A 26389-nucleotide genomic window follows, 5' to 3' on the forward strand; every position below is an offset into this window, starting at 1 on the left:
AGAAAAAGTCGTCTGTATGTTTTTTCCGAACAGTAAACGGCGGTACGCATATGCGCGTCGTTACACTTAATCGAGGCGCCGTTCAAAGTACACGTGTTCGTGCACCACGCCGTTCAGTTCGACTGTGTCGGCCACGTCGTCGAGCCGGCCAAAGCCAGCGCGCAGCAAGACCTGGACGGAGCCGAGGTTGCTGGTGCGCGCCCCCGCCACGATCCGCCGCAGGCCGAGGCGGCCAAAGGCGATCTCCAGCACGGCTTGTACCGCGGCGCTGGCATGCCCCTGGCGCACATGTGCAGCGCCGATGCGGTAGCCCATCACAGCAGAACCGCGCTCCCGCTCGACCTCGCGCAGGTTGATACGTCCGAGGATGTCACCCTTGTCGGACTTGACCAAAAACTGGTAACCCCGGTCGGCGGCGGCATCGTCGAGGGCGACATCGATTGCGCTTTTGACGCCCTCATCAGAATAAAAGGTCGCGGCCCGGGCATTGATATTGGCTTCAAAAAACGCCCGATTCTCCAGCTCGAAGGCCAGCAGCGCAGCCCGATCGGCATGGCCCACCGGGACCAGCTCGACCATTTAGCGGGCCACCCGTTCCAGCTTGGCTACCGACAAATCGAGCACCTTGATACCCGCCTTGCCAAAATTGATTTGGGCCCGCAAATTGGCGCCGCTGCCTTCCAGGTTGACGATCACGCCCTCGCCAAATTTGTTGTGCGCGACCGATTCGCCGATGCGCCAGCCCGAGCCACCCACCTGTTTGTGGGCAATCTGCTGGGCGATCTTGTTGTCCGTGCCACTGCGGAACTCGGCATCGTCCCACGCCGTTTTTTTGTTCGCGAACCAGTGCGTCTGCACGCGCGGCGACAGCCATTTCAATGCTTCTTCCGGCAACTCGTCGAAGAAGCGCGATTTGAGGTTGTAGCGGGTCTGGCCGTGCAGCATGCGCTGCTGGGTAAAACTCATGTACAGGCGCTTGCGTGCGCGCGTGATGGCCACGTACATCAGGCGCCGCTCTTCGTCCACGCCATCGAGCTCGCGCGAACTGCTTTCGTGCGGGAACAGGCCCTCTTCCAGGCCGGTGATGAACACCGCGTCGAATTCCAGGCCCTTGGCCGAGTGCACCGTCATCAGCTGCAACGCTTCCTGGCCGGCCTGGGCCTGGGCGTCGCCCGCTTCCAGCGACGCATGCGACAGGAAGGCAGACAGGGGCGACATGACGGTGGGCAGCGGCGCATCGGCGTCGAACACTTCGAGACCGTCGGCATTCAACAGCGGCTCGCCGGCCTGGGCGGTGGTGGCCGGCCCGAGGTGCGCCGGCGCGGTCTGGCCGAAGCCCTCTTCCTGCACGAACTGGGTGGCCGCATTGACCATCTGCTCCAGGTTTTCGATGCGGTCAGCGCCTTCTTTTTCTTTCTCGTAATGGGTCAGCAAGGTCGAGCGTTCCAGCACCACGCGCACCATTTCCGGCAATGCCATCTGCTGGGTTTCAAAGCGCGCGCCCTCGATCAGTTTCACAAAACTGCCCAATGACGAGCCTGCCTTGCCGGTGACATACGCCACCGCCGCATACAGCGAAATGCCGTACTGATCGGCCGCCATTTGCAGCTGCTCGATCGAGCGCATGCCGATGCCGCGGGTGGGAAAATTGACCACGCGCAGGAAGGCCGAATCGTTGTGCGGATTGTCCATCAGCTGCAGATACGCAATCGCGTGTTTCACCTCGGCGCGCTGGAAGTAGCGCTGGCCGCCGTACACGGTGTACGGCAAGCCGGCCGCGAACAGGCCGTGTTCGATGACGCGGCTTTGCGCATTCGAGCGGTACAGGATCGCGATTTCATTGCGTGGCATGCCGTCGGCGATCAGGCCCTTGGCTTCTTCGATGATCCACTGGGCTTCTTCCAGGTCGGACGAGGCTTCGTAGATACGCACCTGCTCGCCCACGCCGGCGTCTGTGCGCAGGTTCTTGCCGAGGCGCTTGCTGTTGTTGGCGATGAGGAAGTTGGCGCTGTCGAGAATGTGGCCGTGCGAGCGGTAATTCTGCTCCAGTTTGATCAGGTTCTCGACCTTGAACTCGCGCTCGAACGCGCTCATGTTGCCGACATTGGCACCACGGAAGGCGTAAATCGACTGGTCGTCGTCGCCCACCGCAAACAGCGCGCCGCCGTGGCGCTCGCCGTGCCCGGCCAGCAGTTTCAGCAGGTTGTATTGCAGATCGTTGGTATCCTGGAACTCGTCGACCAGGATGTGGCGGAAGCGCTGCTGGTAGTGTTCGCGCAGCGGCTGGTTGCGCGTGAGCAGTTCGAACGCACGCAGCAGCAGTTCGGCAAAATCGACCACGCCTTCGCGCTGGCATTGCTGGTCGTACAGCTCGTACAGTTCCGCCATCTTGCGCTCGATCGGGTCGAACGCTTCCACCTTGTTGGCGCGCAGGCCCTGGTCTTTCGCGTGGTTGATGAAATACATCAGGGTCTTGGCCGGATATTTTTCGTCATCCACATTATTCGCCTTCAGCAGGCGCTTGATCATCGACAGCTGGTCTTGCGAGTCGAGAATCTGGAAGGCCTGCGGCAAGGCCGCATCGCGGAAATGGGTGCGCAATAACCGGTTGCACAGGCCGTGGAAGGTGCCAATCCACATGCCGCGCGTGCTCATCGGCAACATGGCCGACAAACGCGTCAACATCTCCTTCGCCGCCTTGTTGGTAAACGTCACCGCCATGATGCCGGCCGGCGACACCTGCCCGGTCTGGATCAGCCAGGCGATGCGCGTGGTCAGCACGCGGGTCTTGCCGGAACCGGCGCCGGCCAGGATCAGCGCGCTCTGTTGCGGCAAGGTGACAGCGGCAAGTTGTTCGGGATTGAGCTTGTGAAGGAGTTGATTTTGCATGCCGCATTATACGCCTGAGGACCCTTTTATCGCCCCGCCCGCCCTGCGGTTTCGGGGCGCGTCCAGCGCGCTCAATCTTGCGCGTCTATACTGACAGTCCATATCGGCAACTAACTGGAGCGCGCCATGCAATTCACCAAACTGGGGTCCACCGGACTCGATATTTCGCGCCTCGCGCTCGGTTGCATGACCTTCGGCGTGCCGCAGCCGGGCACGCATCCGTGGACCATGGGCGAAGCGGATAGCCGCGTCATCTTCCGCCGTGCGGTGGAGCTGGGCATCAATTTTTTTGACACGGCGAATATGTATTCGGCCGGCTCGTCCGAAGTCATCGTCGGCAAGCTGCTCAAGGAATTTACGCGGCGCGAAGAAGCCGTGGTGGCCACCAAGCTCTACTATCCCGTGCAGCCGGGCGACAAGGCGCCGAACGCCGCCGGGCTGTCGCGCAAGGCCATCATGACGGGCATCGATGCCAGCCTGGCACGCCTGGACCTCGATTATGTCGACCTGTACCAGATTCACCGCTGGGACTACGCCACCCCGATCGAGGAAACCATGGAAGCGCTGCACGACGTGGTGAAATCGGGCAAGGCACGCTATATCGGCGCCTCGTCCATGTTTGCCTGGCAGTTCGCCAAGGCCCAGGAAGTGGCACGCGCCAATGGCTGGACCCGCTTCGTGTCGATGCAGAACCAGATCAGCCTGCTGTACCGGGAAGAAGAGCGCGAGATGATCCCGCTGTGCCGCGACCAGGGCGTGGGGCTGATTCCATGGAGCCCGCTGGCGCGCGGGCGGCTGACGCGCCCTGCCGGCGTCGAAACCCGCCGCAGCGAAACCGATGCCGTCACCAAAATCCTGTTCGGCAAAACCGAACAGGCGGACAAGGCGGTCATCGATGCCGTCGAAAGCGTCGCGGCCGAATTACAGGTGCCGATGGCGCAGGTGGCGCTGGCATGGGTGCTGGCCAAACCGGGCATGAGCGCGCCGATCATCGGGGCGTCGAAGGCCGCGCAGGTGGACGATGCCGTCGCTGCGCTGTCTCTTACCCTGTCCCCGGCTCACCTGGCGGCGCTGGAGACGCCGTACGTTCCGCACCTGGTGGCCGGTCACCAATAAGCTTTTCGGCGCGCACCGCGGCCATTGCATCGGCCGCGATCAAGCCGGCCGCCACCGCGTGCGCGGCGACCGCGGCGCTGTCGCTGGTGAGCACCAGCTGGGCCCCGCTGGCGGCGACTTGTTCGGCCAGCCGGTCGAGCGCATCGATGCGGGCCGGGTCCGGATTGACATTGCGGATGTAAATCACTTTGACTGCCCTCGGGTGGCGCCGCACCACCTCGGCATAAATTTCCGGGTCGCGCTCGCCGCTGTCGCCAATTAAAACAAACGGCAGATCGGGATAGGTGCGCAGGACCTTCTCGATCTTGTCCAGTTTGTGGTTGCGCGACATGGCGGGTTTCAGCAGCGCGCGCACGGACAGTTCGCGCAGCATCAAGGGCCCCAGCGGGATATTTTGCAGGCGCATGAATTCGACCAGCGGGTCAAACAAATGCCACGGGCTGCTCGACACATAGAACACGGGATTGCCTTCATTGCCGCCCGCGCCGGCATGCAGCGCGCGGTACAGCGCGGCGACGCCCTTGAACGGTTTGCGCGTAAAAGGATTGCTGCGGGCCAGCGTCAGCGCCATGTTCAGTTTATTGGTGACATTGGTCCAGAGCACGGTGTCGTCGATGTCGCTGATCACCCCGAAGCGCGCGCTGGCCGGCGCAATCAGAACCTCGGCGACCGCACGAATGGATGTGTCCACCAATGTCAGCTGCACGGTTTGCCAGCCGCTTTCCGCCATCGGCGCGGGTAGCGCCAGGTCGATCGTGAAATAGCCGCCGCCGTCGGTGACTGCCTCGCCTTCCACGCCGTGAAAGTTCGCGCGCACTTTGGCGCCGGCTACCTGGTCCGATTCGAGGCGCTGGTACAGGGCGGCGACATTGCGCCACGCGCTGTCCTGCAGGCTGTGGGCGCGAAAGCCAATTTCATCGAGAACCCGTCCGCGAATGCTGACCATGCGTGCATTGCCGAAGCCCAGGTAAGGGACGATCATCAGATGCCGGCCGCCACCCAGCTGGCGGTCCAGGAAACGCCAGGCGGCCCCGGCGTTGCTGCCGAGCCGACGCCGCAGCGAGCGCGCCGGCGTGCCGGAAACCACCGGCGCCGGCCCGCGTTCCAGCCAGACGGTGCCCCCGCCCTGCTCCGCTTCCTGCACGGCGGCGGCGACCTCGTCCTCGTCGTGCGGATCGACCGGGTGCTGCAGGACGTGGACGCTCACGCCGGCGTCGCGCAACTGCGCCAGCATGGCATCGGTGGCAAGCGCCGGATTGATCGCTACGGGGCCGGTTGCGCCAGGGCCCAGTTCGAGGAAGGCTTCCAGGCCAGTTGCGGTGAGTATCAGAAATGCCAAGCCGGGCTCCTGCCAGTGGGATGCTGCAATTATGCATGTACTACGTTTTCCATGGCGTTTGCAGGCGCACTGTGGCAGCATCGGTGTTCATAAAAAAAATACCAACCAGCATGGACTTCCAGCTACTGTTTCTCTGTTTTCTCACCTTCGTCATCCACCTGATCGGCACCCTGGCCTATTCGGTACGCATCGCAGGCGTGCGCACCCGCAAGATTGCTGTCTCGTTTGCGCTGTTCAGCATCCTGGTGCTGGTGTCACGCACCTCGAACATGATGCTCAGTCCGTTCCTGGCAAAACGCGTCGAGAATGGCTTGCAGCAGGCCGACAGTTTATTGGGCGACTTCCGCTGGCTGCTGCTGACGGCGACCCTGGCAACCATCGTGGCCGCCGTGCTGATTCCCACGTTTCAGCGCGTGTTCAGCCGCGCGGTGCTGCACTTCCAGGTGCACCGCTCGGTGCCCAAGCTGATCCTGCACGGCTTCTTCAAAGGCGGGCTGTCGTATGTGCGTGTCGCGGCCAGCCTGCCCGTGGCGCAAAACATGGCCGCTGCCAAGGGTCACGGTGTGTCGGTCAGCATGACGCTGATGAATATCCTCGCCACCGCTTTGTGGACCGTCGGCGTGTTTGCCGCGCTGTATGCCAGCGTGCTCGATCCGTCCGTACGCGTCACGTCGAGCACGCTGTCGTCGATCATCAACGGCGGCGCCACCATCATGCTGGCGATTTTCATCGACCCGCACATGTCGGGCCTGACGGACGATGTCATCGAAGGAAAACTGGGAGAAGGACAATTTCGCAAGGCCGTCATCTGGCTGGTCGGCAGCCGCCTGGTGGGCACCTTGCTGGCGCAGGCGCTGCTGGTGCCGTCGGCCTGGCTGATCATGCACGTGGCGCGCGCCATCTGACGCTCAAAGGCGCGGATCGTAGACCGACTGGCGCGCCACGCTCGCACCGAGCTGGCGGGCTGACGGATGCGCCGGGTTGATGAGGACGTTGTATTCTTCCGGCACGCTAATCGATGGCACCAGCAGCAACAGGTGGGCTTGCGTGCGCAGCCAGGTGTCGCCGATCTCAATGGATGCCGCACCGGGCGGCTCGGCCAGCCACGCCGCCGGCAGGCTGGCCACGGTGACCTTGCAACGCTGCGCCCACAGCGCGGCCGGTACCTCGATGCGCACCAGAAAAGCATTGCGGATCGAAATATTCCCGCCCAGGTGCGCCAACGTTTCCAGTGTGGCCAGCGCAATCGTAGTCGATGCATAGACAGCCGCCGTCCCCTTGCGGTTCCAGCGGCCGCCGACTGCCTTGGCGCCGCCGCCGGACATGTCATGCGCGGGATAGTCCGGCGTTTCCTTGGCAATGCGCCACAGGACGACGTCTCCCGCCGCCATCAGGCCACGACACCGTACTCGATGCGGCCCAGCGTATCGAGCACCAGCTCATAGCCGGCTTCCGTGTCGAGCAGAGAGAGTGGCGCTTCGCCGCCCAGGGAGCGATTTTCCTGCACCAGCCAGGCCCTGGCCGATGGTGCATCCTCGAGCACGGCCAGGGTGCGCGCCAACACTTTTTCGGTGCGGTACAGGCGATCCTGTTCCGACGACGACAAGGTATCGTTCTTGCTGATGCGCGCTTTCATCGTGCTGTGCGGCAGGCGCAGCAGGCGAAACAGGCCGTCCTGCGTCACGCCGAGGCGGGCAGCGAGCCCTGGAATTATGTCAGCGAATGTCCCGCTGCGCATGTTGCGGATGATATCGGCCGGGTCGCCGGTAAAGGCGCCCACGGGGCCGTAAGAGGCCACGGCCTGGGCCACCGCCAACGCGGGGGCGCGGTGTTCCTGCGCCGCTTTGACGCGCGGCTTGCGGGCTTCGTTCGTCATGCGCACCTCCAAATCAATACTTTTTCTTATCCAGATTTAGACTATCACAAAGCCTGTACTTTGCAAGCGATTCGGCCGCAAGGTGGTGCTAAGGCTGCTGCGTGACCACCATCGACAAGGCAAATGGAGCGGCACCGTCGCCCACCTTGACGCCGATTTTTTCGTTGAGGTGGGCCAGCAAATGCGGCGTGCCGACGACTTTCGCATCCTGGTAGACCTTGCTCACTACCCAGACGCTGCCCGCCTCGTTCGCGCCGCGCACGGTCATCTCGATGCGCCACGCGCCGCTCGCCACGGCAAACTGCTCGCCAGTTTTGGCCAACACGCGCGGTGACGATTGTGCGCCGCCGGCATCGATGGTCATGGCCACTGCATACACCGGCGCTTCCGGTTCGGCACGCGCGGCCAGGGCGCCGAACATGGCGCCGGCGGCAAGCAGGCCCACCAGGCAACGGCCGGCGATGCGGCGGGATAAACGTGGCGCGGACGATTGCAATTGCATGAGACGCTCCTTGATGGGGTGATGGGTTTGCCAATGGCAGTTGATACCGTCTTGCAACGGCGCGCGTCGATGCGATTTGAGCAGCGCTTCGGCATAGCTGCGGCGCTGGCCGGGGTGCTGCGCCATGACACGCGCATCGCATGACAATTCCTGGTCTTGCCGGAACCGCAGCGCGGCCAGGTGCACCAGCGGATGGAACCAGAACAGGCACTGGCATGCGGCCTGCAGCAGATTGGCCAGTGCGTCGCGGCGCGCGATGTGAACCTGTTCGTGGGCGATCACCAGCGCTTGTTCGGCGGCGCCGTAACGCTGCATGAAGTCATGCGGAACGATGACGATCGGGCGCAGCAGGCCGACCGACGCCGGACCCGTATCACCCGCACTGAGATACACGCCGCCGGCTTGCCGCAACGGCCCGGCCGCACGCCGGAATGCCTGGTGCGCGTGGAGGAACCAGCCAGCCAGCGCCAGCGCACCGCCGGCCCACGCCACCAGCAGCAGGTCGACCTGCAACGATGGCGCGGGCACCATCCGGGTGGCCAGCACGCGCGCCGTGCGCACGGCGGCGGCGCCGTGCAGCGCCGGCGTGGTACGGGCCGGCAGGCAGGCGACCAGCGTCACCAGCGGCACCAGCAGCCAGGCCTGGTACGCTGCCGCTGCGCCGAGAAAGCGCCGCAGCGGCGTGCGGATGGCCAGCAGGATCAGCAGCGTGATGCTGGTGAACAGCGTCAGGCGCAGCAGTGACGGCATCAGTTCACTGCTCATGGTCGAAGCGGTCGATCAGCTTGCGCAGTGCCTGCACGTCTTCCGGGGACAAGGTCTGCTGGCTACCGAAATGCGCGACCAGCGGCGCCAGGCGGCCGCCGAACAGGCGCTGCAGCATGCTCGCGCTTTCGCGCGCCAGCCACGCGTCGCGCTGCAGGACCGCTTGATACAGAAAGCGCCGGCCATCCTTCTCGGCGGCAATCGCGCCCTTGTTCAGCAGGCGATTGAGCAGGGTTTTAACGGTGGCCGCCTGCCAGCGGCGCGTTTCGGCCAGGGCCACGACGATTTGCTCGGCCACCACGGGTGCGGGCGCGCGCCACAATACTTCCATGACGTGCGACTCGGCTTCGCTGATGCTGGGGTTTTTTTCCGACATGGTGCATTCGTTTACAAGTGTAATCAGAACTCATGATTACACTTGTAATTGCACCTGTCAACAAGCCCTTGTCACCAGACCCGGCAGCGCTTCTCCGCAACCATCGGCTGCCCCGCCTTGCACATGAAGGCCTTCTGGAATTGCGGCATGTTCACGACCAGGCCATTCACGCGGAACTTGCCCGGCGAATGCGGGTCAGTCAGCGCCTTGACGCGCAGGTTTTCCGGGCGGTCGTTTTCACAGGCCCATTGCGCATTGCCGACAAAGAAACGCTGCTCCGGCGTCAAACCATCGCGCAGGGCGGCAGTCGCTTGCTGCGGCATGCTGGCCATTTCCGTTTGCCATGCCATCCAGCCGAGGATCAGGCCACCGAGGTCGGCCACGTCTTCACCGAGCGTCAGCTTGCTGTTGATCTTGATGTCGTCCACCACCGTGTACTGCGCGTACTGGTCGACGATGCACTGGGCGCGCTCTTCGAACGCCTTGGCATCCTTCTTGGTCCACCAGTCTTTCAGGTTGCCGTTGGCGTCGAACTGGCGGCCTTCGTCGTCGAACGCGTGGGTCAGCTCGTGGCCGATGGTGCCGCCAGTGTTGCCGTAGTTTGGCGCGTCATCCATTTTCGGATCGAACAGCGGCGGTTGCAGCACGCCGGCCGGGAAGTTGATGTCGTTCATCTGCGGGTTGAAATACGCATTCACGGTCGGCGGCGTCATGCCCCATTCCGAGCGGTCGAGTGGCTTGCCGATCTTGGCCAGGTGGCGTTTGACTTCAAAGCGATTCCCGCGCACCACGTTGCCGGCGTAATCGTCCGCCGTCACGGTGTACGCGCTGTAGTCGCGCCACTGGTCGGGGTAACCGATTTTGTTGACGATGGCTTTCAGTTTCTGCTGCGCGCGTTTTTTCGTGTCCGTGCTCATCCAGTCGAGCGCATCGATATCCTTGGCCATCGCGTCTTCCACCTGGCGCGTCATGTGTAGCGACTTGGCTTTCAATGCCGGCGAGAACGCGCGGCTGACGAATTCCTGGCCCAGCGCTTCACCGAGCTGCTGGTCGACCTGCTGCACGCAGCGCTTCCAGCGTGGCGGCTGTTGTTCGACGCCGCGCAGGGTCTTGCTGAAGAAATCGAAATGGGCCTGGTCGAAGTCCGGCGCCAGCGCGGGCGACAGATGGCGCGCCACGTGCCAGCGCAAATACGTCTGCACGGCTGCCACGTCTTCGCTGGCCAGCAAGCGCGAAACTTCCTTGAAATAGGCCGGCTCGGTGACATTGAAACTGTTCAGCCTGGGCTGACCCAGTTCGGTGAGATACGTGTGCCAGTCGAAGCCCGGCGTGAGCGCCTGCAGCCCTTTGGCGTTGACCTTGTGCAGCAGTTTATAGGGATCGCGCTTGTCGACGCGCGACAGCGAGGCGCGCGCCAATGCCGTTTCGATCTCCATCACCTTGGCGGCGTGCGCGGCCGCCTGGCTGCCGCTCTCGCCCAGCAGCACGAAGGTCTGCGCAATGTGCGCCACATAGTTGGAGCGCAGGTCGACCGATTTCGGGTCGTCCTTCAAATACGAATCGCGGTCCGGCAAGCCGATGCCGCCGCCGCTGGCAAAGGCGATCACGCGCGTGGCGTCCTTGAAATCCTGGCTGGCGTCGAAGCCGAACAGGAAGGCGTCGTCGCCGAAATCGCCGTGCAGGTGCGCCAGCACGCGCGGCAAGTCGCGCATGCTGCGCATGGCGCCGATCCGCGCCAAATAGGGCGCCAGCGGCGCGGCGCCGCGCTGTGCGATAGCCTTCTCGTCCATGCAGGCGGCAAAGTAGTCGCCGATTTTTTGCTGCGCCACATTCCTGCCGTCATGCTTGGTGGCGAGGCTGTCGAGAATGCCCCACAGGTAGCGCTGGTTGTCCTGCGTCAGCTTGCTGTAGACCGACCAGCGCGCCTGATCGGCCGGCACCGGGTTGTTTTTCATCCAGCCGCCGCAGGCGTACTGGTAAAAGTCGACACAGGGGTCGGCGTTCCTGTCCATCGACGTCACATCGAGGCCGGGCGTGTACGGGAAGCTGGTAGCCGGGCGCTCGGCCGGCGCTTGCGCAAGGGCCAGCGCGGTCACGCCGGCGATGGACAGGAAAAAGGCAAATCGAATCAGCGGGCGCATGCAATCGGTCCAGTCAAGAAGAAAAGTATCGCCGCATGCTGCCACACAAATATACAAGTGGCAATATTGACCTGACCGGCCAACAATGAAAAAAGCCTCCGCTGCTCGGCAGGGAAGGCTTTTTATTGCACAGCTTGTTCACGCGGTCATGACCGCGCGGCAATTAGAACGCGAAGGCGACGCCGGCGCTCAGGTTGTGGCTGTCCGACGATGGCTTCTGGAACTCGATACGGCCGGAGATGGTTGGGGTGAACTGGTAGCCCACGCCCACGCCGTACAGCACGCCGCTGTCGTCAGCATTGGCGGTAAAGCCGTTGTACGATGCTTTGGCTTCCACTTTGTTGTAACCCAGGCGGCCGAACACGTTGAAGTTATTCTGCAGTGGCAGGGTGCCGACGATCGAAGCAGCGTACTGGTTGGCATCGACGTCAGCGCCGAACACAGTCCAGCTACCCAGGCGGCGGGCGCCGATTTCAGCAGCGAAGTTCTGGTGGAAGTTGTAACCCAGGAAGGCGCCGTAGCTGCCTTTGTTGTCACCGAAGCCGTCGATCTTGGTGCTGCCGGCGTCTACGCCAGCGTAGAAGGTGTTAGGCGTAGCGGCGAAAGCCGACGATGCCAGGACTGCCAGGGCTGCTGCTGCGAAGATTTTTTTGAACATGGTGTGATCCGTATAAAGTGGTTGTGCCAGTGAACTGACTTATATCAGGCAACGCCGTCGTGTATGCGGCGCTGTCGGGTGCGGATTATAGGCACTGTAAGGACGCGCACGATTCCCTGCTTACATTCCGAAACAAAGTAGCGATGCAGTTTTGATCACATCATGTGCGCCGGCTGCGCCGCGCCACTGACGAGGGCGGCATGCAACAACGTGCGTGTGTCGGCGTCGGCCTGCCCGAACGACATATGGCGCGGTGCCGGTGGCTTACTTTAGAACTCCACGACGGACCGGATCGACTCGCCCGACTTCATCAAATCAAACCCTTCGTTGATGCGCTCGAGCGGCAGGTGGTGCGTGATCAGGTCGTCGATATTGAGCTTGCCTTCCATATACCAGTCGACGATCTTCGGCACGTCGGTGCGGCCACGCGCGCCGCCGAAGGCCGAACCCTTCCACACACGGCCGGTGACCAGCTGGAATGGCCGCGTCGAGATTTCCTGGCCGGCTGCCGCCACGCCAATGATGATCGACTGGCCCCAGCCCTTGTGGCAGCACTCGAGCGACTGGCGCATGGTGGTGACGTTGCCGATGCACTCGAAGCTGTAATCGGCGCCGCCGTCGGTCAGCTGGACGATCGCGTCCACGACGTTTTCCACTTTCGATGGATTGACAAAATGCGTCATGCCGAACTTGCGGGCGATGGCTTCGCGTTCCGGGTTCAGATCGACGCCGATGATTTTATCGGCGCCCACCATTTTGGCCGCCTGGATCACGTTCAGGCCGATGCCGCCCAGGCCGAACACGACGACATTCGCGCCCGCCTCTACCTTGGCCGTGAACAGCACGGCGCCGACGCCGGTGGTCACGCCGCAACCGATGTAGCAAATTTTATCGAACGGCGCATCCGAGCGCACTTTCGCCAGCGCGATTTCCGGCACCACGATGTAGTTCGAAAAGGTCGACGTGCCCATGTAGTGGAAAATCGGCTTGCCGTCGATCGAGAAGCGACTGGTCGCATCCGGCATCAGGCCGCGACCCTGGGTCGAGCGGATCGCCTGGCACAGATTGGTTTTTTGCGACAGGCAGAATTTGCACTGGCGGCATTCAGGCGTGTACAGCGGAATCACGTGGTCGTCTTTGCGTACGCTGGTCACGCCCGGGCCCACGTCGACCACGATGCCGGCGCCTTCATGGCCCAGAATCGATGGGAAAATTCCTTCCGGATCGGCACCGGACAAGGTGTAGTAATCGGTATGGCAGATGCCGGTGGCCTTGATCTCGACCAGGACTTCGCCGGCCTTCGGGCCTTCCAGGTCGACTTCTTCGATCGTCAGCGGGGCGCCCGCTTTCCATGCAATTGCTGCCTTGGTTTTCATGTTGTTCCTTGCCTGTGGTGTAGTGTGGAATACGAATGCGCCATCATAACAAGGCTTACATCCGGGCGCGCACCACCATCTGCACCCCCAGCAGCAGCAAGGCTCCCAGGAAGCAGCGTTTGAAGACAAGCGGCGAGAGCACATGGCGCAAGCGCTCGCCCGCCGCCATGCCGAGCAGCGCCGGCAGCAGCGCCAGCGCCGACGTCATCAAGGTCGCGCTGCTGTAGTGCGTGTTGACGGACAAGGCGGCGGCCAGCGCCAGCGTCGCCACCGTGAACGAGATGCCCATGGCTTGCAGCAGTTGGTCGCGCGTGAGACCAAGCGCCTGCAGGTAAGGCACGGCGGGAATGACGAACACGCCGGTGGCGGCCGACACCACGCCGGTCAGCGCGCCGATGACGGGGCCAAGCCAGCGCTCCATGCGCGGCGCGACCGCCACATGCACGCCAACCAGCGCCCACAGGGCATACACGATCAGCGCGACGCCAAGCGCCACTGCAGCCCAGGTTCCCGATGGCGGTCCCAGCGCCCACGCGCCGGCCAGCGTGCCGGCCACGATCGCGACCTGGAGCGAGGCGGTGCGGCGCAAGACAGGTCCCAGCGCACCCCACGGTTTCAGCTGCCACAGGTTGGTCACCAGCGAGGGCACGATCAGCAGCGCCGCTGCCTGAGCCGGCGCCATCCACAGCGCCAGCAAGGCCATCGACAAGGTCGGCAAACCGAGGCCGACCACGCCTTTTACCAGGCCGGCCAGAAAGAAAACGGCAGCGATCAGTAACGCGAGGGTGCCATCGCTCATGCTGTCATTCAGGCAGCGCCGCCAGCATGTCGGCCAATGCCTTCTGCGAATGGTCGTTCAGCTTGCGCGCCATGTTGACGTGCAGCGCAGCGAGGCGGTCGGCGGCCTGGGCTTCCAGCAACACCGGCTGCACCAGCTGCGCCGCCGCCGTGTGGAATTGCTGTGAGGTGGCGTCGAGCTGCGCGTTCAGTTCCAGGCGGGCCGCTTCCAGTTGCACCCGGAACGCTTTTTCGAACATGGCGCGCTGGTGGCCAATTTCGCCGGTTTTTCGCTCCGCCGGATTCATCAGCCATTTGAACGCGCCGGCAACGAGCAGCACGCCGCCGATGACCGGCGCGGCCGGCGCCACCACCGGCAGCACCACGGCGGCACCGAGAAAATAAGCCGCCGCGCCGGCGCCGAGGATGGTGACACCGCCCACTTTGAGCGTCGTGTCAGCAGCGCTTTCGACCCCGTTGACCACGCGCGTGCCCCAGCGCAGCGCGGGCGCCGCGCCGGCGAACTGCGCATGGTGCAAGCGTTTCAGGAGCGTGGTGCGCGACAGCGCCATGTCTTCCTGGAACAGGCGCAGGTCTTCGTGGATCAAGCGCAGCGATTGCTCGCGGCGCGACATGATGCGATTGACCCGGCGCTCGAGTTCCTTGCCGAAGGTGGATTTGGCGATGCTCTCCCACACCACCGGGCGCTTCCACTGGTCGGTGGCGAGGCGCTCGACCACATCGCGTTCGAAGGCATTGCCGGCGTCATGGATCGCCTCCTCCATGTCCTCGTCGAAGGTGGCGCGCTCGAACGCAATGCGCGCATCGGCAATGGCCAGGCGCTGCTGCACCTGCTTTTGCAGCGCATACGCCGAATCGAGGAACGCCAGCGTGGTTTCGCGGCTGTCTTCGAAGTCCGCAATGCGCTGGTTGAACGCGGCGATTTCCTGGCTGGCGCGGGTGCACGTGGCTGTCATCCGGCGCGACAATTCGCCCTTGTCGAGCGTACCGTTTTCGAATTCGCGCACGGCGTGGGCCAAGGCCAGGTCGCCGGTGGCGCTGACGCACAGCTCGGCCAGGTCGGCATATTTTCGCCCCTTGAGCATGCGCACCGAACCCATGCTGACCTTGCTCCAGATGGTTTGCTCGTCGGTGGCGAACGCCTCCAGCTCATGCGGACGGATGGCGTAACCCAACGCGCTGGCCAGGCTCCTGGCCAGGTCGCGGCTGCGCACGCCCTGCAGCGCCAGCAAGGTGCGCGCGGCCTCGAACGCGGCGGCGGCGGTGGCCGCGTCAATGCCGGCCGCAGCCGCCTGCAGGTCGATCAGGGCGTCGCCCCAGGACATGGGTCGGTCGATGTATTCCAATAAGACGACCCGGGCCAGCGCCGAATCGTTGAGCAATGCAGCCACGTCGGTCAGGGCATTGAAATCGGCGATATTGAGCACGCCGTCCGAACTGGCGATGGCAGCCACGGCGCGCAGGTAGGCGGTGGGAAAGGTGACGTCGTTGGCGATGTACGACGACAACTCCGGATGCGCTGCTGGGGGCTTGCTGGTCATGGGATGTCCTCTGTCGATCACGCCCCATTTTAACGCCAGCAGCGTGAAATCACGCGCCCATGCCGAACAAGCCCGTGAAGTCGCGCGCCGCGCCTTGCGGATCGGCTGCGCCGTAGACGCTGGTGATGGCGGCCACCATGCTGGCCCCGTGCGCCACCAGCGGCGCCGCGTTGATCGCTGTCATGCCGCCGATGACCACCAGCGGCAGGGACAGGGTCGCGCGGGCGTGGTTCAGCAAGCCTGGCTGCGTCACGAAATCGTATTGTTTCACGGGTGATGGATAGAAGCCGCCGAATGCAGCATAGCTGGCGCCGGCCAGCTGCGCCGCCAGCGCCAGCGCCAGCTCGCCGTAACATGAGGCGCCGACGATCTTGTCCGGTCCCAGCACCTTGCGCGCGGCCGCCAGGTCGCCATCGCTGCCGCCAAGGTGGACGCCATCCGCATCGAGCTCGACGCACAGGTCGAGGTAATCGTTGACGACCAGCGGCACCCGATGGCGTCGGCACAGCGCCAGCAGCGCGCCGGCCTGCTCGCGGCGCAAGGCAGCATCGGCCGTTTTGTGGCGGTACTGCACCAGCGCCGCACCGCCGCGCAAGCCGGCCTCGGTGACGGCGAGCAGGCGTTGCGTGTCATCCCAGTTGGGCGTGACGAGATATAAACCGCGCATGTTTTACTCCTTTCAGGTCGATATCAGAAACCGGCGCGGGATGCGCTGGCCGGGAGCAAGGGCAAACGACTGCGCCAGCGCCGCGTGACAATAAGCTTGGGCGCGCTCGAGCGCGTCGGCGATGGCGTCGCCCTGCGCCAGGCGCGCCGCAATCGCCGCCGCCAGCGTGCAGCCGCTGCCGTGAAATTCACCGGGCAGGCGTGGCCAGCGCCACGCGCGCTCGCCGCCGTCGTGCAGCCAGCGGTTGACGATGACGTCGCCCTCGCCATGGCCGCCGGTGAGCAGCACGTGCGCACACGGCACCGGCCCCAGCGCCGCGGCTTCGGGCAGGTTCGGCACCAGCAGCGTGGCGACGTCCAGCAAGGCGGCGAGTGCCTCCTGCTGCCCGAGCGCGTCGCCGCGCCCGCTGGCCAGAACGGGGTCGAGTACCACCGGCAGCCTTGGCGCGCGCTCGCGCAGGCGCTTGACCAGCGCCGCAATCGCGACGGCATTCGCGCGGTTGCCGGGAATGCCGAGCTTGACCGCGTCAATCGCGAAGCGCGCGATCAAGGTCTCGGCCTGGCGCACGATGAGGCCAGTGTCGACCGGCGCCAATTCCAGCACGCGCTCGTTGTCCTGCACCGTGAGCGCGGTGGCAATCGGCAGCGCATGCGCACCCATCGCGCCGATGGCGGCAATATCGGCGGACAGGCCGGCGCCGCCGCCCGGGTCCAGGCCCGAGAACACGAGCACCGTGTTCATGCGCCCAGCCGTCCCTGCATCGGCGACGAGGGCGAGGCGCCAAAGCGACGCGGCATGCGGCCGGCAAGGTAGGCCGCGCGCCCGGCCCGCACCGCCAGCTTCATCGCGTGCGCCATGCCGACCGGGTCGCGCGCCAGCGCAATGGCGCTGTTCATCAGCACGCCGTCGCAGCCCAGCTCCATGGCGATGGCCGCATCCGACGCGGTGCCGACGCCGGCGTCGACCAGCACCGGCACCGTGGCCTGCTCGATAATCAACGATAAATTCCACGGATTGACGATGCCCATGCCGGAGCCGATCAGGGACGCCAGCGGCATCACGGCCACGCAGCCGATCTCCTGCAGCAGGCGCGTCTGGATCGGGTCGTCGCTGCAGTAGACCATGACGTCGAAGCCATCCTTGACCAGTTGTTCGGCCGCGATCAGGGTTTCCGGCATGTGCGGAAACAGCGTCTTCTCGTCGCCCAGCACTTCCAGCTTGACCAGCTTCTGGCCATTTAACAGTTCACGCGCCATCTGCAGCGTGTAGACCGCGTCCCTGGCATTGAAGCAGCCGGCGGTATTGGGCAGGATGGTGAACTGGCCTGGCGGCAGCACGTCGAGCAGGCTGGGGGCGTGCGGGTCCTGGCCGATGTTCACGCGCCGGATGGCGACTGTGACGATTTGCGCTTCGGCGGCATCGGTAGCCTCGCGCGTCTGCGCCAGGTCGCGGTATTTGCCGCTGCCGACCAGCAGGCGCGATTGGTAAGTGGTTCCTGCGATGGTAAGTAGATCGTGCATGTCAGCCTCCTCCGATGGCGCGCACAATGTCGACCCGGTCGCGCGCTAACAGTGTGTAAGTTGCCCATTGCGGGCGCGGAACGACCTGGCGGTTCACTGCCACAGCCAGCTTTTGTCCGGTCAGCGCCAACTGCGCGACCAGGTCTTCCAGCAGCGGCGGCGCCGCATACGGCGCGCCATTGAGTTCGATGTCGATCATCAGACCTCCTGATACAACTTGGCGCCGCCGCGCACGAATTCGATGGCCTTTTCCTGCATGCCCCTGGCGGCATACGCACGTACTTCCTGGGTGATCTTCATCGAGCAGAAATGGGGCCCGCACATCGAGCAGAAGTGGGCGACTTTGCTCGATTCCTTGGGCAGCGTCTCGTCGTGGAATTCGCGCGCCTTGTCGGGATCGAGGCCGAGGTTGAACTGGTCGTCCCAGCGAAATTCGAAGCGCGCCTTCGACAAGGCGTTGTCGCGCATCTGGGCGCCGGGATGGCCCTTGGCCAGGTCGGCCGCGTGGGCGGCAATTTTATAGGTGATGATGCCGGTCTTGACGTCATCCTTGCCCGGCAAACCCAGGTGTTCCTTGGGCGTCACGTAGCACAGCATGGCCGTGCCGTACCAGCCGATGGTGGCTGCGCCTATGCCGGACGTGATGTGGTCGTAGCCGGGCGCGATATCGGTCGTCAGTGGGCCCAGGGTGTAGAACGGCGCCTCGTGGCACTGGTCCAGCTGCAGGTCCATGTTCTCCTTGATGAGGTGCAACGGCACGTGGCCGGGGCCCTCGATCATCACCTGCACATCGTGGCGCCAGGCGATCTGCGTCAGCTCACCCAGCGTTTTCAGTTCGGCCAGCTGGGCTTCATCGTTGGCGTCGTAGATGGAGCCGGGGCGCAGGCCGTCGCCCAGGCTAAACGACACGTCGTACTGCTTCATGATGGCGCAGATGTCCTCGAAGTGCGTGTAGAGGAACGATTCTTCATGGTGCGCCAGGCACCACTTGGCCATGATCGAGCCGCCGCGCGAGACAATGCCAGTCAGGCGGTTCGCGGTCATCGGGACATACGCCAGGCGCACGCCGGCGTGGATGGTGAAATAGTCGACGCCCTGTTCGGCCTGTTCGATCAGCGTGTCGCGGTAGATTTCCCAGGTCAGGTCTTCGGCCTTGCCGTTGACCTTTTCCAGCGCCTGGTAGATCGGCACGGTGCCGATCGGGACCGGGCTATTCCGGATGATCCATTCGCGCGTTTCGTGGATATGCTTGCCGGTCGACAGATCCATCACATTGTCGGCGCCCCAGCGGATGGCCCAGGTCATCTTCTCGACTTCTTCGCCGATCGACGAGGTGACGGCCGAGTTGCCGATGTTGGCGTTAATCTTGACGAGGAAATTCCTGCCGATGATCATCGGTTCGATTTCCGGGTGGTTGATATTGGCCGGGATGATGGCGCGGCCACGGGCGATTTCATCGCGCACGAAGGCCGGCGTGATCTCGTCCGGTATCGCTGCGCCGAACGACTGGCCGGGATGCTGGCGGCCGATCAGCTGCGCCGTGCGCCGGCCCATCTCGCCGCTAGCCTCGAGTTCAGCCAGGTATTCGCGGCGGCGCAGGTTTTCGCGGATGGCGACGAATTCCATCTCCGGCGTGATGATGCCTTGCCGGGCGTAATGCATCTGGGTGACGTTCGCACCAGCGACGGCGCGGCGCGGCTGGCGCGTCAGCTTGAAACGCAGGCCGTCCAGGCTGGCGTCGTGCAAACGTTCGACGCCATACTGCGAGCTGGGGCCGGGCAGCTGTTCGGTATCGCCCCGTTCCACGATCCACGGCAGGCGCGGGGTCGGCAAGCCGGCGCGGATGTCGATGGTGAGCGCCGGATCGGTGTAGGCGCCGGAGGTGTCGTACACCGGCAGCGGGGGATTCGGCTCGCCGCCGAAGCTGGCCGAGGTGGCGGACTGGCTGACGGAGCGCATCGGCACGCGAATGTCGGGCCGGCTGCCCTGCACGTAGATCTTGGTCGAGCCGGGAAACGGATGGATGGCTGCCTGGTCCGCGGTGGCGGTGGCAGAGTCGAACGGTACGGTTTTCATGTGGCTCCTTTGGTGGCAGGAGCCAGCAAAGGAACGTGAAGCACGCAAGGTTAAAAAAACGGCGTGGTGGCTTCACAGGCTTCCCTTCGCTGGCATTATCCAGATCAGGTTCAGAGGGTATTTCTCACCCGTGCAATGCACAGGACCCCTAGCGTGTGCTGCCAAGTATGACCGGCAGCGAGCGAATTATACGACAGTTTATAATTGGTGTTTTCGCCAAATGCACACGCCACCATCATGGAATTAGCCAAGTCTTTCGAGCCAGCCGACATTGAACAGTTCTGGCGCAACGAGTGGGAACAGCGCGGCTACTTCGCCGCCTCCATGGACGCCGACAAGCCCTCGTTCAGCATCCAGCTGCCGCCGCCGAACGTGACCGGCACCCTGCACATGGGGCACGCCTTCAACCAGACCATCATGGATGGCCTGACCCGCTACTACCGCATGCGCGGCTACAACACCGCCTGGATTCCGGGCACCGACCACGCCGGCATCGCCACCCAGATCGTCGTGGAGCGCCAGCTCGACGCGCAGAAAATCTCGCGCCACGACCTGGGCCGCGACGCTTTCACGGCCAAGGTCTGGGAGTGGAAAGAAAAATCCGGTAACACCATCACCGGCCAGATGCGCCGCATGGGTTCGTCGGCCGACTGGGCGCGTGAATACTTCACGATGGATGAGCCGCGCTCGCAATCGGTCACCGAAGTGTTCGTGCGCCTGTTCGAACAAGGCCTGATCTACCGCGGCAAGCGCCTGGTCAACTGGGATCCGGTGCTGGGTACGGCCGTCTCCGAGCTCGAAGTGGAACAGACCGAAGAAGACGGTTTCATGTGGTACATCCGCTACCCGTTTGCGGACGGCAGCGGCCATGTGACGGTCGCCACCACGCGTCCTGAAACGCTGCTGGGCGACGTCGCCGTGGCAGTCGACCCGACTGACGAGCGCTACACCGCGCTGGTCGGCAAGATGATCAAGCTGCCGCTGACCGACCGCGAAATCCCGCTGATCGCCGACGACTACGCCGATAAAGAATTCGGCACCGGCTGCGTGAAAATCACGCCGGCGCACGACTTCAACGATTACCAGGTGGGCCAGCGCCACAAGCTGCCGCAGATTATCGTGCTCACGTTAGATGCGAAAATGACCGATGACATGCCGGCGGCCTACCGCGGCCTGGACCGGTTTGCCGCGCGCAAGCAGATTGTTGCCGACCTCGATGCGCTGGGTTTCCTGGTTGAGGTCAAGCCACACAAGCTGCAAGTGCCGCGCGGCGACCGCACCGGCGTCGTCATCGAGCCGATGCTGACAGACCAGTGGTTCGTCGCCATGAGCAAACCGGCGCCGGAGGGGACCTTCTACCCTGGCAAATCGATCGCCGAAGTGGCGCTCGAAAAAGTCGCCGACGGCGAAATCAAGTTCGTGCCGGAGAACTGGTCGACCACCTACAACCGTTGGCTCGGCAACATCCAGGACTGGTGCATTTCACGCCAGCTGTGGTGGGGCCACCGCATCCCGGCGTGGTACGACGAAGCCGGCCAGTATTTCGTCGCCCGCACCGAAGCAGAAGCGCAAGCGAAAGCCGCCGCGGCTGGATCGACGGGCGTTCTGCGCCGCGACGACGACGTGCTCGACACGTGGTTCTCGTCCGCACTGGTGCCCTTCTCCACCATGGGCTGGCCGGAACAAACGCCTGACATGAAAATGTTCCTGCCGTCGTCGGTGCTGGTCACCGGCTTCGACATCATCTTCTTCTGGGTCGCGCGCATGGTCATGATGACTTGCCACTTCACCGGCCAGGTGCCGTTTGAAACCGTGTACGTGCATGGTCTGGTGCGCGACTCAAACGGCCAGAAGATGTCTAAATCGAAGGGCAACACGCTCGACCCGATCGACCTGATCGATGGCATCGGACTCGAGGAACTGGTCGCCAAGCGCACCACCGGCCTGATGGACATGCGTCCTTCCTCGCTCGAAAAAATCGCCAAGGCCACGCGCAAGGAGTTCCCGGACGGGATTGCTGCTTACGGCACCGATGCCGTGCGCTTCACCATGGCCAGCTACGCTTCGCTGGGCCGCAACATCAATTTCGACCTGGGCCGCGCCGAGGGTTATCGCAACTTCTGCAACAAGATGTGGAATGCGACCAAGTTCGTCTTGATGAACACGGAAAACCAGGATTGCAGCGCGCCGGATGCGGCCGACCTGTCGCCGGCCGACCGCTGGATCATCTCGCTGATGCAGCGCGTGGAACTGGACGTGGCGCAGGGCTTTGCCGACTACCGCTTCGACCTGATTGCCGCCGCCATCTACAAATTCGTCTGGGACGAGTTCTGCGACTGGTACCTGGAGCTGTCCAAGGTGCAGGTTCAGCAGGGCACCGAGGCGCAGCAACGCGCCACGCGCCACACCTTGTTGCGTGTGCTGGAAGTGATCATGCGCCTGGCGCACCCGATCATTCCGTTCGTGACCGAAGCGCTGTGGCAAGTGGTGGCCCCATTGGCTGGCAAAGCCAAGGCCGACGGCAGCGATTCGATCATGGTGCAGCCGTACCCGATCGCCAATGAAGCGCTGATCGACGCCGACGCCGAAGCCTGGATGGTGCAGCTGAAAGCGCTGACCGACGCGACCCGCAACCTGCGCGGTGAAATGAAGCTGGCGCCCAAGCTGCCGGTGCCGCTGATTGTCGAACCGGGCGACGCCTTCGAAAAAGCCGCGCTGGCCGGCTTTGCGCCGTATATCAAGTCGCTGGGCAGGCTGTCCGAAGTGCAGATCGTCGATGCGCTGCCGGATTCGCCAGCGGCCGTGTCGATTGTCGGCAAAACCAAGCTGATGCTCAAAGTCGAGATCGACGTCGCTGCCGAGCGCGAGCGCCTGTCGAAGGAAATCGTCCGCATCGAAGGCGAAATTGCCAAGATCAATGGCAAGCTGGGGAACGAGAGTTTCGTGGCCCGTGCACCGGCCGCCGTGGTGGCGCAGGAACACGAACGCCTGGTCAATTTCTCGGCAACGATCGCGAAGTTGAACGAGCAGTTCGCGAAACTGGCAACTGCATAAGTTATGCGCCGTCCGCCGCCAGCCCGAGTTCGCTGACGACGGCGGCAATAAAACTTTTCAGCTTGGGCGTCTGGCGGCGGTCGCGGTGGTACAGCAGGTGCATGGGACGCTTCAACGTTTCATACTCGGGCAACACATTCACGAGCCGTCCGGCGCGCAAATCCTCGCGCGCCAGGTCTTCGGAAATGAACGCGATGCCGATGCCTTCCAGGGCTGCCACCAGCAAGCCCTTGGCATCGTTCAGGCGCAGGCGGTGTCGTATGTCGACCTTGTAGTGCTCGCCATCGCGCGTGAACTGCCAGTTGCCATGCACCGCCCCCGCGCCCCAGGCATACGCCAGGCAGGCATGCCGGTCGAGGTCGGCCGGCGTGGCGGGTACACCGCGTTCCTGCAAATAGGCCGGTGAGGCGCACGCCACAAGCCGGAACGGCGCCAGCGCGCGCGTCACGAAACTGGAATCGGCCAGCGGGCCGATGCGAAACACCGCCTCGAATTCTTCTTCCACCAGGTCGACAAAGCGGTCATTGAGGACCAGGTCGATTTCCACCTCGGGATAAGCGCGTAAATAGCGACCGATCACCGGCACCAGCGTATGGGTGCCGAACGACACCGGCGCATTCACGCGCAGGCGCCCGCGCGGCGCACCCTTCGCATCGTCGGCGATGGCGTCAGCCCAGTCGGCGTCGGCCAGTACCGTCCGGCAGCGCTCGCAATATTCCTTGCCGATTTCCGTCAGGCTCTGGCGGCGCGTGGTCCGATGGATCAGGCGCGCACCCAGGCGGCTCTCGAGCCAGCCCACATGCTTGGCCACCATCTGCGGCGAGATGCCGAGCGCGCCGGCAGCCGCGGCAAATGAGCCAACCTCCGCCGTTTTCACAAACGCGGCCATGCTGGCAAGACGATCCATTCGACACTCCTGGTTGTGACAGACAGCTTCAGATCAGCATTTATGCCTGATTCGAAACGCAATATTATCGTTCACTCAGGCGTTTAGCCACTACCAGGGAATAAAAAATCATGGCAAATATCGGCATTATCGGATCGGGCAATATCGGCGCAGCGTTAACGCGCCTGTTCACCAAGGCGGGCCACCAGGTCACCGTGGCCAATTCGCGCGGTCCTGCTTCGCTCGCCAGTCTGGCACAGGAAACCGGCGCGCGCGCCGCGACTGCCGCCGAGGTGGTCAAGGCCAGCGCCATCGTGGTGCTGGCCATCCCGCTGGTCAACGTCCCTGACCTGCCAGCCGACCTGTTCAGCCAGGGCCCGGCCGGTCAAATCGTGATCGACACCAGCAATTATTATCCGCAGCACCGGGATGGCCTGATCCCTGCCATCGAAGCGGGCCTGCCGGAAAGCGCCTGGGTGGAACAGCACCTGGGCCGTCCGGTCATCAAGGTATTCAATTCGATCCTGGCCGGCCACCTGCCGCTGGAAAACCGGCCCGGCCAGGTCGCCCTGGCCGTGGCCGGCGACGATGCCGGCGCCAAGGCGAGCGTGATGCAACTACTTGCCGATATCGGCTTGGAAGGTGTTGATGCCGGCCCGATCGCCGCGTCCTGGCGCCAGCAGCCCGGCACGCCCGGCTATCTGCAAGACTTCGATGCTGCCGGCGTACGCCGTGCGCTGGCCGAGGCGACGCCGGAACGCACGGCAGAATGGAAGGCCACGCAGCACAGCCCCGGCACCTTCGACGCGCCGGTGTAAGCCTTCGACCGGCCCGCTACGCGCTCAGCGCGGCGCGGCGTCGTCGATGCGCCCACCGCCGGCCAGCAAGGCGTTCAGTTCATCGGCAGCACCCAGCTGCATGGCCAGGTCAACCGGACTCGGGTTGCCGCCGCTGCGCAAATTCGGGTCATAGCCCAGCTCCAGCAGCTTCGGCAACAGGTCGGCGCGGCGCCATGCCACGGCCGTCAGCAGGATCTTGGCAGTCGGGGCCGAGCGCGCCTGCGCCGGGCCCATGCGCAGCATGCCGCGATCGAGCAGCTCGCTGGCCAGCCCCTTGTCGGGAATGGCCAGCGCGGCGGCAGCGGCCGCTTCGCTCAGGCTGCGGGCACTGAAACCGGCCGCCACCAGCAAGCGTACGCGCGCAACATTGTCTGCTTCCCCTTCCACATCGGCATCGTCATCCGATTCGGCCGCGTCCTGCAAGGCCAGTTCGAGCGGCTTCCAGCGGATCGACGCCAGCGCCACCTTCTGCACCTTGACGATGTGGTTGAGCAACAGCGGCACCATGACGCCAGACTGCGGCGGCAACCGGCTGCCGCGCTTGTAACTGGATCCGGATGCGGTGACGTAAAGCGCCCGTTCCAGTGCACTCGGCAGGCCGGCCAGCGGATTGGCGCCCTGGCTGAGCAGCAGCTTGACCTGTTCGGCGTTGCCTGTGGAAACAGCGATGCCGAGCGCCCGGGTTTCGGTCGCGTGCGCCTGCTGTGCCAGACCGGGCGCAGCAAAAGCGCCCTGCGCAGGAACGGCCAGCGCCAGTATGGCAAGCAATTGCATCATTTTTCTCATGGGACAGCCTTCAGCCCGGCACGCACACGCCGATGAATTGTGGGTATTTTATTGAATTTCGGCAATTATGGCGTACATTCGCGTCGTGACCAAGCTGTGTGCCATTGTCGCAACAGCTGGCTGGGCCGCATTACGGTCCGGCGTGGCGGGCCAGGTGGCGGTCGAGGGCATTGGCAAATTGCTGGCGGTCGGCCTGGCCGAACGGCGCCGGGCCACCGGTGTCGACACCGCCGCTGCGCAACTCTTCCATGAAAGCGCGCATCGTCAATTGCTGGGCAATATTGTCTTTGGTATAAAACTCACCGCGCGGGTTCAGTGCAAAACCGTGCATCTCCAGCACCAAGGCCGCCAACGGAATATCGCCGGTGACAACCAGGTCACCAGCGGCCATCTGACGCAAGATTTCGGCATCGGCCACGTCCGCGCCGGACGGCACCTGGACTGCCGTGATGAAACGCGAGCCGGGCACGCGCAGCAACTGGTTGGCGACCAGCGTCACCTGCAGGGCGCGTCGCTGCGCGACCCGAAACAAGATCTCCTTGATCACGCCGGGACAGGCATCCGCATCGACCCAAATCTTCATCGTCGTTCCAATTCAATATTATGCACACGGGAACTTAGTTGCATTTAAACAACGGTTCGTGCCGGGATTCCCACGCGGTCCAAGTAGTGTGCAATTTCAGCGTTTTTTCAGTTAATCTAGGATATTGTGCGCAAGCATTTTTTCGGCTGTCACATTCCTGGAGTACTCCATGTTTTTTTTACGCCTGTTGGCGATCCTCATTGGCGGCGTGATCCTGATCGCCGCGCCATTGTACTTGCGCACCCAGGGTACGCTGCGCGGCGAAGACATGGAGACGGTGGTCATGGGTTGCACACTGCTGGCCGTGATTGCGGCGAGCTTTTTCTTCGTTGGCCTGGCTGGCCACCGCATGCGCAAATCCACCATCCTGCGCACGATCGGCGGCCTGTTGCTGGCGGTGCCGCTCATCACTGGCGTGGCGATGGTCGCTGAAACCAGCTACGAGCAAGCCGTCTACCTGTGCGTGACCATGTTCTGCATGGCAGCCGTGCTGTTTGTCAGCTTCGTCTATCCCGGCAGCCAAGTCCGCAAGCACCGCCCGATGCGGCCGCGCGACACGATCGTCGACCCTTACCGCGACATACCCAGCCGCCTCTGAAGC

Annotated in this window: 25 protein-coding genes and 1 riboswitch; of the genes, 5 read left to right on the forward strand and 20 right to left on the reverse strand. The window is 63.7% G+C overall.

The genetic code is table 11. The features are described 5' to 3' along the window. Positions 1-66 precede the first annotated feature (66 nt). Positions 67-579, reverse strand: a complete 513-nt coding sequence (locus V6M87_RS04320; RefSeq protein ID WP_332848507.1) for a GNAT family N-acetyltransferase — start codon at positions 577-579, stop codon at positions 67-69. Continuing rightward, positions 580-2889 (reverse strand): UvrD-helicase domain-containing protein, encoded by a 2310-nt coding sequence (locus V6M87_RS04325; RefSeq protein ID WP_332848508.1) that lies wholly within the window; start codon positions 2887-2889, stop codon positions 580-582. It abuts the gene before it with no gap. Positions 2890-3015: 126 nt separating this feature from the next. Here V6M87_RS04325 and V6M87_RS04330 point away from each other — a divergent pair, with 126 nt between their 5' ends. Next, on the forward strand, positions 3016-4005 hold the full coding sequence (locus V6M87_RS04330) for an aldo/keto reductase (RefSeq protein ID WP_332848509.1): 990 nt from the start codon (positions 3016-3018) through the stop codon (positions 4003-4005). Here the strand turns inward: V6M87_RS04330 and V6M87_RS04335 are convergent. Beyond that, positions 3932-5344 (reverse strand): App1 family protein, encoded by a 1413-nt coding sequence (locus tag V6M87_RS04335; protein ID WP_332848510.1) that lies wholly within the window; start codon positions 5342-5344, stop codon positions 3932-3934. The genes V6M87_RS04330 and V6M87_RS04335 overlap by 74 nt on opposite strands. A gap of 110 nt (positions 5345-5454) precedes the next feature. Here V6M87_RS04335 and V6M87_RS04340 point away from each other — a divergent pair, with 110 nt between their 5' ends. Next, positions 5455-6249: a lipid II flippase Amj family protein gene (locus V6M87_RS04340; protein WP_332848511.1), complete on the forward strand. Its 795-nt coding sequence runs from the start codon at positions 5455-5457 to the stop codon at positions 6247-6249. Between the two features lie 3 nt (positions 6250-6252). On the opposite strand, the gene V6M87_RS04345 is transcribed toward V6M87_RS04340, so the two are convergent. The 14 genes from V6M87_RS04345 to thiC all read right to left on the reverse strand — a co-directional run bounded on the left by V6M87_RS04345 (position 6253) and on the right by thiC (position 19640). Beyond that, the gene (locus V6M87_RS04345) at positions 6253-6735 is read right to left on the reverse strand and encodes an RES family NAD+ phosphorylase (RefSeq protein ID WP_332848512.1); all 483 of its coding nucleotides are present in this window, start codon (positions 6733-6735) and stop codon (positions 6253-6255) included. After that, a complete protein-coding gene (gene parS, locus V6M87_RS04350) occupies positions 6735-7220 on the reverse strand; it encodes a type II RES/Xre toxin-antitoxin system antitoxin (RefSeq protein WP_332848513.1) in 486 nt (161 codons plus the stop codon). Before parS ends, V6M87_RS04345 begins: the two co-directional genes overlap by 1 nt. Before the next feature lie 88 nt (positions 7221-7308). Beyond that, positions 7309-8472, reverse strand: a complete 1164-nt coding sequence (locus V6M87_RS04355) for a M56 family metallopeptidase (protein ID WP_332848514.1) — start codon at positions 8470-8472, stop codon at positions 7309-7311. 4 nt (positions 8473-8476) lie between these two features. Then, complete coding sequence (locus V6M87_RS04360) at positions 8477-8863, reverse strand: BlaI/MecI/CopY family transcriptional regulator (protein WP_332848515.1); 387 nt, start codon at positions 8861-8863, stop codon at positions 8477-8479. 71 nt (positions 8864-8934) lie between these two features. Then, positions 8935-11004: a M13 family metallopeptidase gene (locus V6M87_RS04365; RefSeq protein ID WP_332848516.1), complete on the reverse strand. Its 2070-nt coding sequence runs from the start codon at positions 11002-11004 to the stop codon at positions 8935-8937. 163 nt (positions 11005-11167) lie between these two features. Then, positions 11168-11662 carry an outer membrane beta-barrel protein gene (locus V6M87_RS04370; RefSeq protein ID WP_332848517.1) on the reverse strand — a complete coding sequence of 165 codons (495 nt, stop codon included), beginning with the start codon at positions 11660-11662 and terminating at the stop codon, positions 11168-11170. A gap of 269 nt (positions 11663-11931) precedes the next feature. Continuing rightward, positions 11932-13038: an S-(hydroxymethyl)glutathione dehydrogenase/class III alcohol dehydrogenase gene (locus tag V6M87_RS04375; RefSeq protein WP_332848518.1), complete on the reverse strand. Its 1107-nt coding sequence runs from the start codon at positions 13036-13038 to the stop codon at positions 11932-11934. Positions 13039-13093: 55 nt separating this feature from the next. Further along, a complete protein-coding gene (locus tag V6M87_RS04380) occupies positions 13094-13837 on the reverse strand; it encodes a sulfite exporter TauE/SafE family protein (protein WP_332848519.1) in 744 nt (247 codons plus the stop codon). Positions 13838-13841: 4 nt separating this feature from the next. Next, positions 13842-15377 carry a hypothetical protein gene (locus V6M87_RS04385; RefSeq protein WP_332848520.1) on the reverse strand — a complete coding sequence of 512 codons (1536 nt, stop codon included), beginning with the start codon at positions 15375-15377 and terminating at the stop codon, positions 13842-13844. Between the two features lie 49 nt (positions 15378-15426). Then, positions 15427-16044: a thiamine phosphate synthase gene (thiE, locus tag V6M87_RS04390; protein WP_332848521.1), complete on the reverse strand. Its 618-nt coding sequence runs from the start codon at positions 16042-16044 to the stop codon at positions 15427-15429. 12 nt (positions 16045-16056) lie between these two features. Beyond that, positions 16057-16785, reverse strand: a complete 729-nt coding sequence (thiD, locus tag V6M87_RS04395) for a bifunctional hydroxymethylpyrimidine kinase/phosphomethylpyrimidine kinase (protein WP_332848522.1) — start codon at positions 16783-16785, stop codon at positions 16057-16059. Beyond that, on the reverse strand, positions 16782-17564 hold the full coding sequence (locus V6M87_RS04400; protein WP_332848523.1) for a thiazole synthase: 783 nt from the start codon (positions 17562-17564) through the stop codon (positions 16782-16784). The genes thiD and V6M87_RS04400 overlap by 4 nt, the downstream gene beginning before the upstream one ends. Before the next feature lies 1 nt (position 17565). Then, positions 17566-17763: a sulfur carrier protein ThiS gene (gene thiS, locus V6M87_RS04405; protein WP_332848524.1), complete on the reverse strand. Its 198-nt coding sequence runs from the start codon at positions 17761-17763 to the stop codon at positions 17566-17568. Next, positions 17763-19640 (reverse strand): phosphomethylpyrimidine synthase ThiC, encoded by a 1878-nt coding sequence (thiC, locus tag V6M87_RS04410; RefSeq protein ID WP_332848525.1) that lies wholly within the window; start codon positions 19638-19640, stop codon positions 17763-17765. Before thiC ends, thiS begins: the two co-directional genes overlap by 1 nt. 64 nt (positions 19641-19704) lie before the next feature. Then, positions 19705-19800, reverse strand: a riboswitch (TPP riboswitch). 77 nt (positions 19801-19877) lie between these two features. On the opposite strand from thiC, the gene V6M87_RS04415 reads away from it, so the two are divergent. After that, the gene (locus V6M87_RS04415; RefSeq protein WP_332848526.1) at positions 19878-22694 is read left to right on the forward strand and encodes a valine--tRNA ligase; all 2817 of its coding nucleotides are present in this window, start codon (positions 19878-19880) and stop codon (positions 22692-22694) included. Position 22695: 1 nt separating this feature from the next. Here V6M87_RS04415 and V6M87_RS04420 read toward each other — a convergent pair whose 3' ends face one another. Next, on the reverse strand, positions 22696-23601 hold the full coding sequence (locus V6M87_RS04420; RefSeq protein ID WP_332848527.1) for a LysR family transcriptional regulator: 906 nt from the start codon (positions 23599-23601) through the stop codon (positions 22696-22698). Positions 23602-23711: 110 nt separating this feature from the next. On the opposite strand from V6M87_RS04420, the gene V6M87_RS04425 reads away from it, so the two are divergent. After that, positions 23712-24398: an NADPH-dependent F420 reductase gene (locus V6M87_RS04425; RefSeq protein ID WP_332848528.1), complete on the forward strand. Its 687-nt coding sequence runs from the start codon at positions 23712-23714 to the stop codon at positions 24396-24398. Positions 24399-24422: 24 nt separating this feature from the next. Here the strand turns inward: V6M87_RS04425 and V6M87_RS04430 are convergent, their stop codons facing one another. Continuing rightward, positions 24423-25196 (reverse strand): hypothetical protein, encoded by a 774-nt coding sequence (locus V6M87_RS04430; RefSeq protein WP_332848529.1) that lies wholly within the window; start codon positions 25194-25196, stop codon positions 24423-24425. Positions 25197-25335: 139 nt separating this feature from the next. Then, the gene (locus V6M87_RS04435) at positions 25336-25788 is read right to left on the reverse strand and encodes a YaiI/YqxD family protein (protein ID WP_332848530.1); all 453 of its coding nucleotides are present in this window, start codon (positions 25786-25788) and stop codon (positions 25336-25338) included. Between the two features lie 169 nt (positions 25789-25957). Here V6M87_RS04435 and V6M87_RS04440 point away from each other — a divergent pair, with 169 nt between their 5' ends. Continuing rightward, entirely contained in the window at positions 25958-26386 is a 429-nt protein-coding gene (locus tag V6M87_RS04440) for a hypothetical protein (RefSeq protein ID WP_332848531.1), read from the forward strand. The last annotated feature ends 3 nt before the right edge of the window (positions 26387-26389 follow it).

It is taken from the genome of Massilia sp. S19_KUP03_FR1 (assembly GCF_036688685.1).
Taxonomy (GTDB): domain Bacteria; phylum Pseudomonadota; class Gammaproteobacteria; order Burkholderiales; family Burkholderiaceae_D; genus JALYUM01.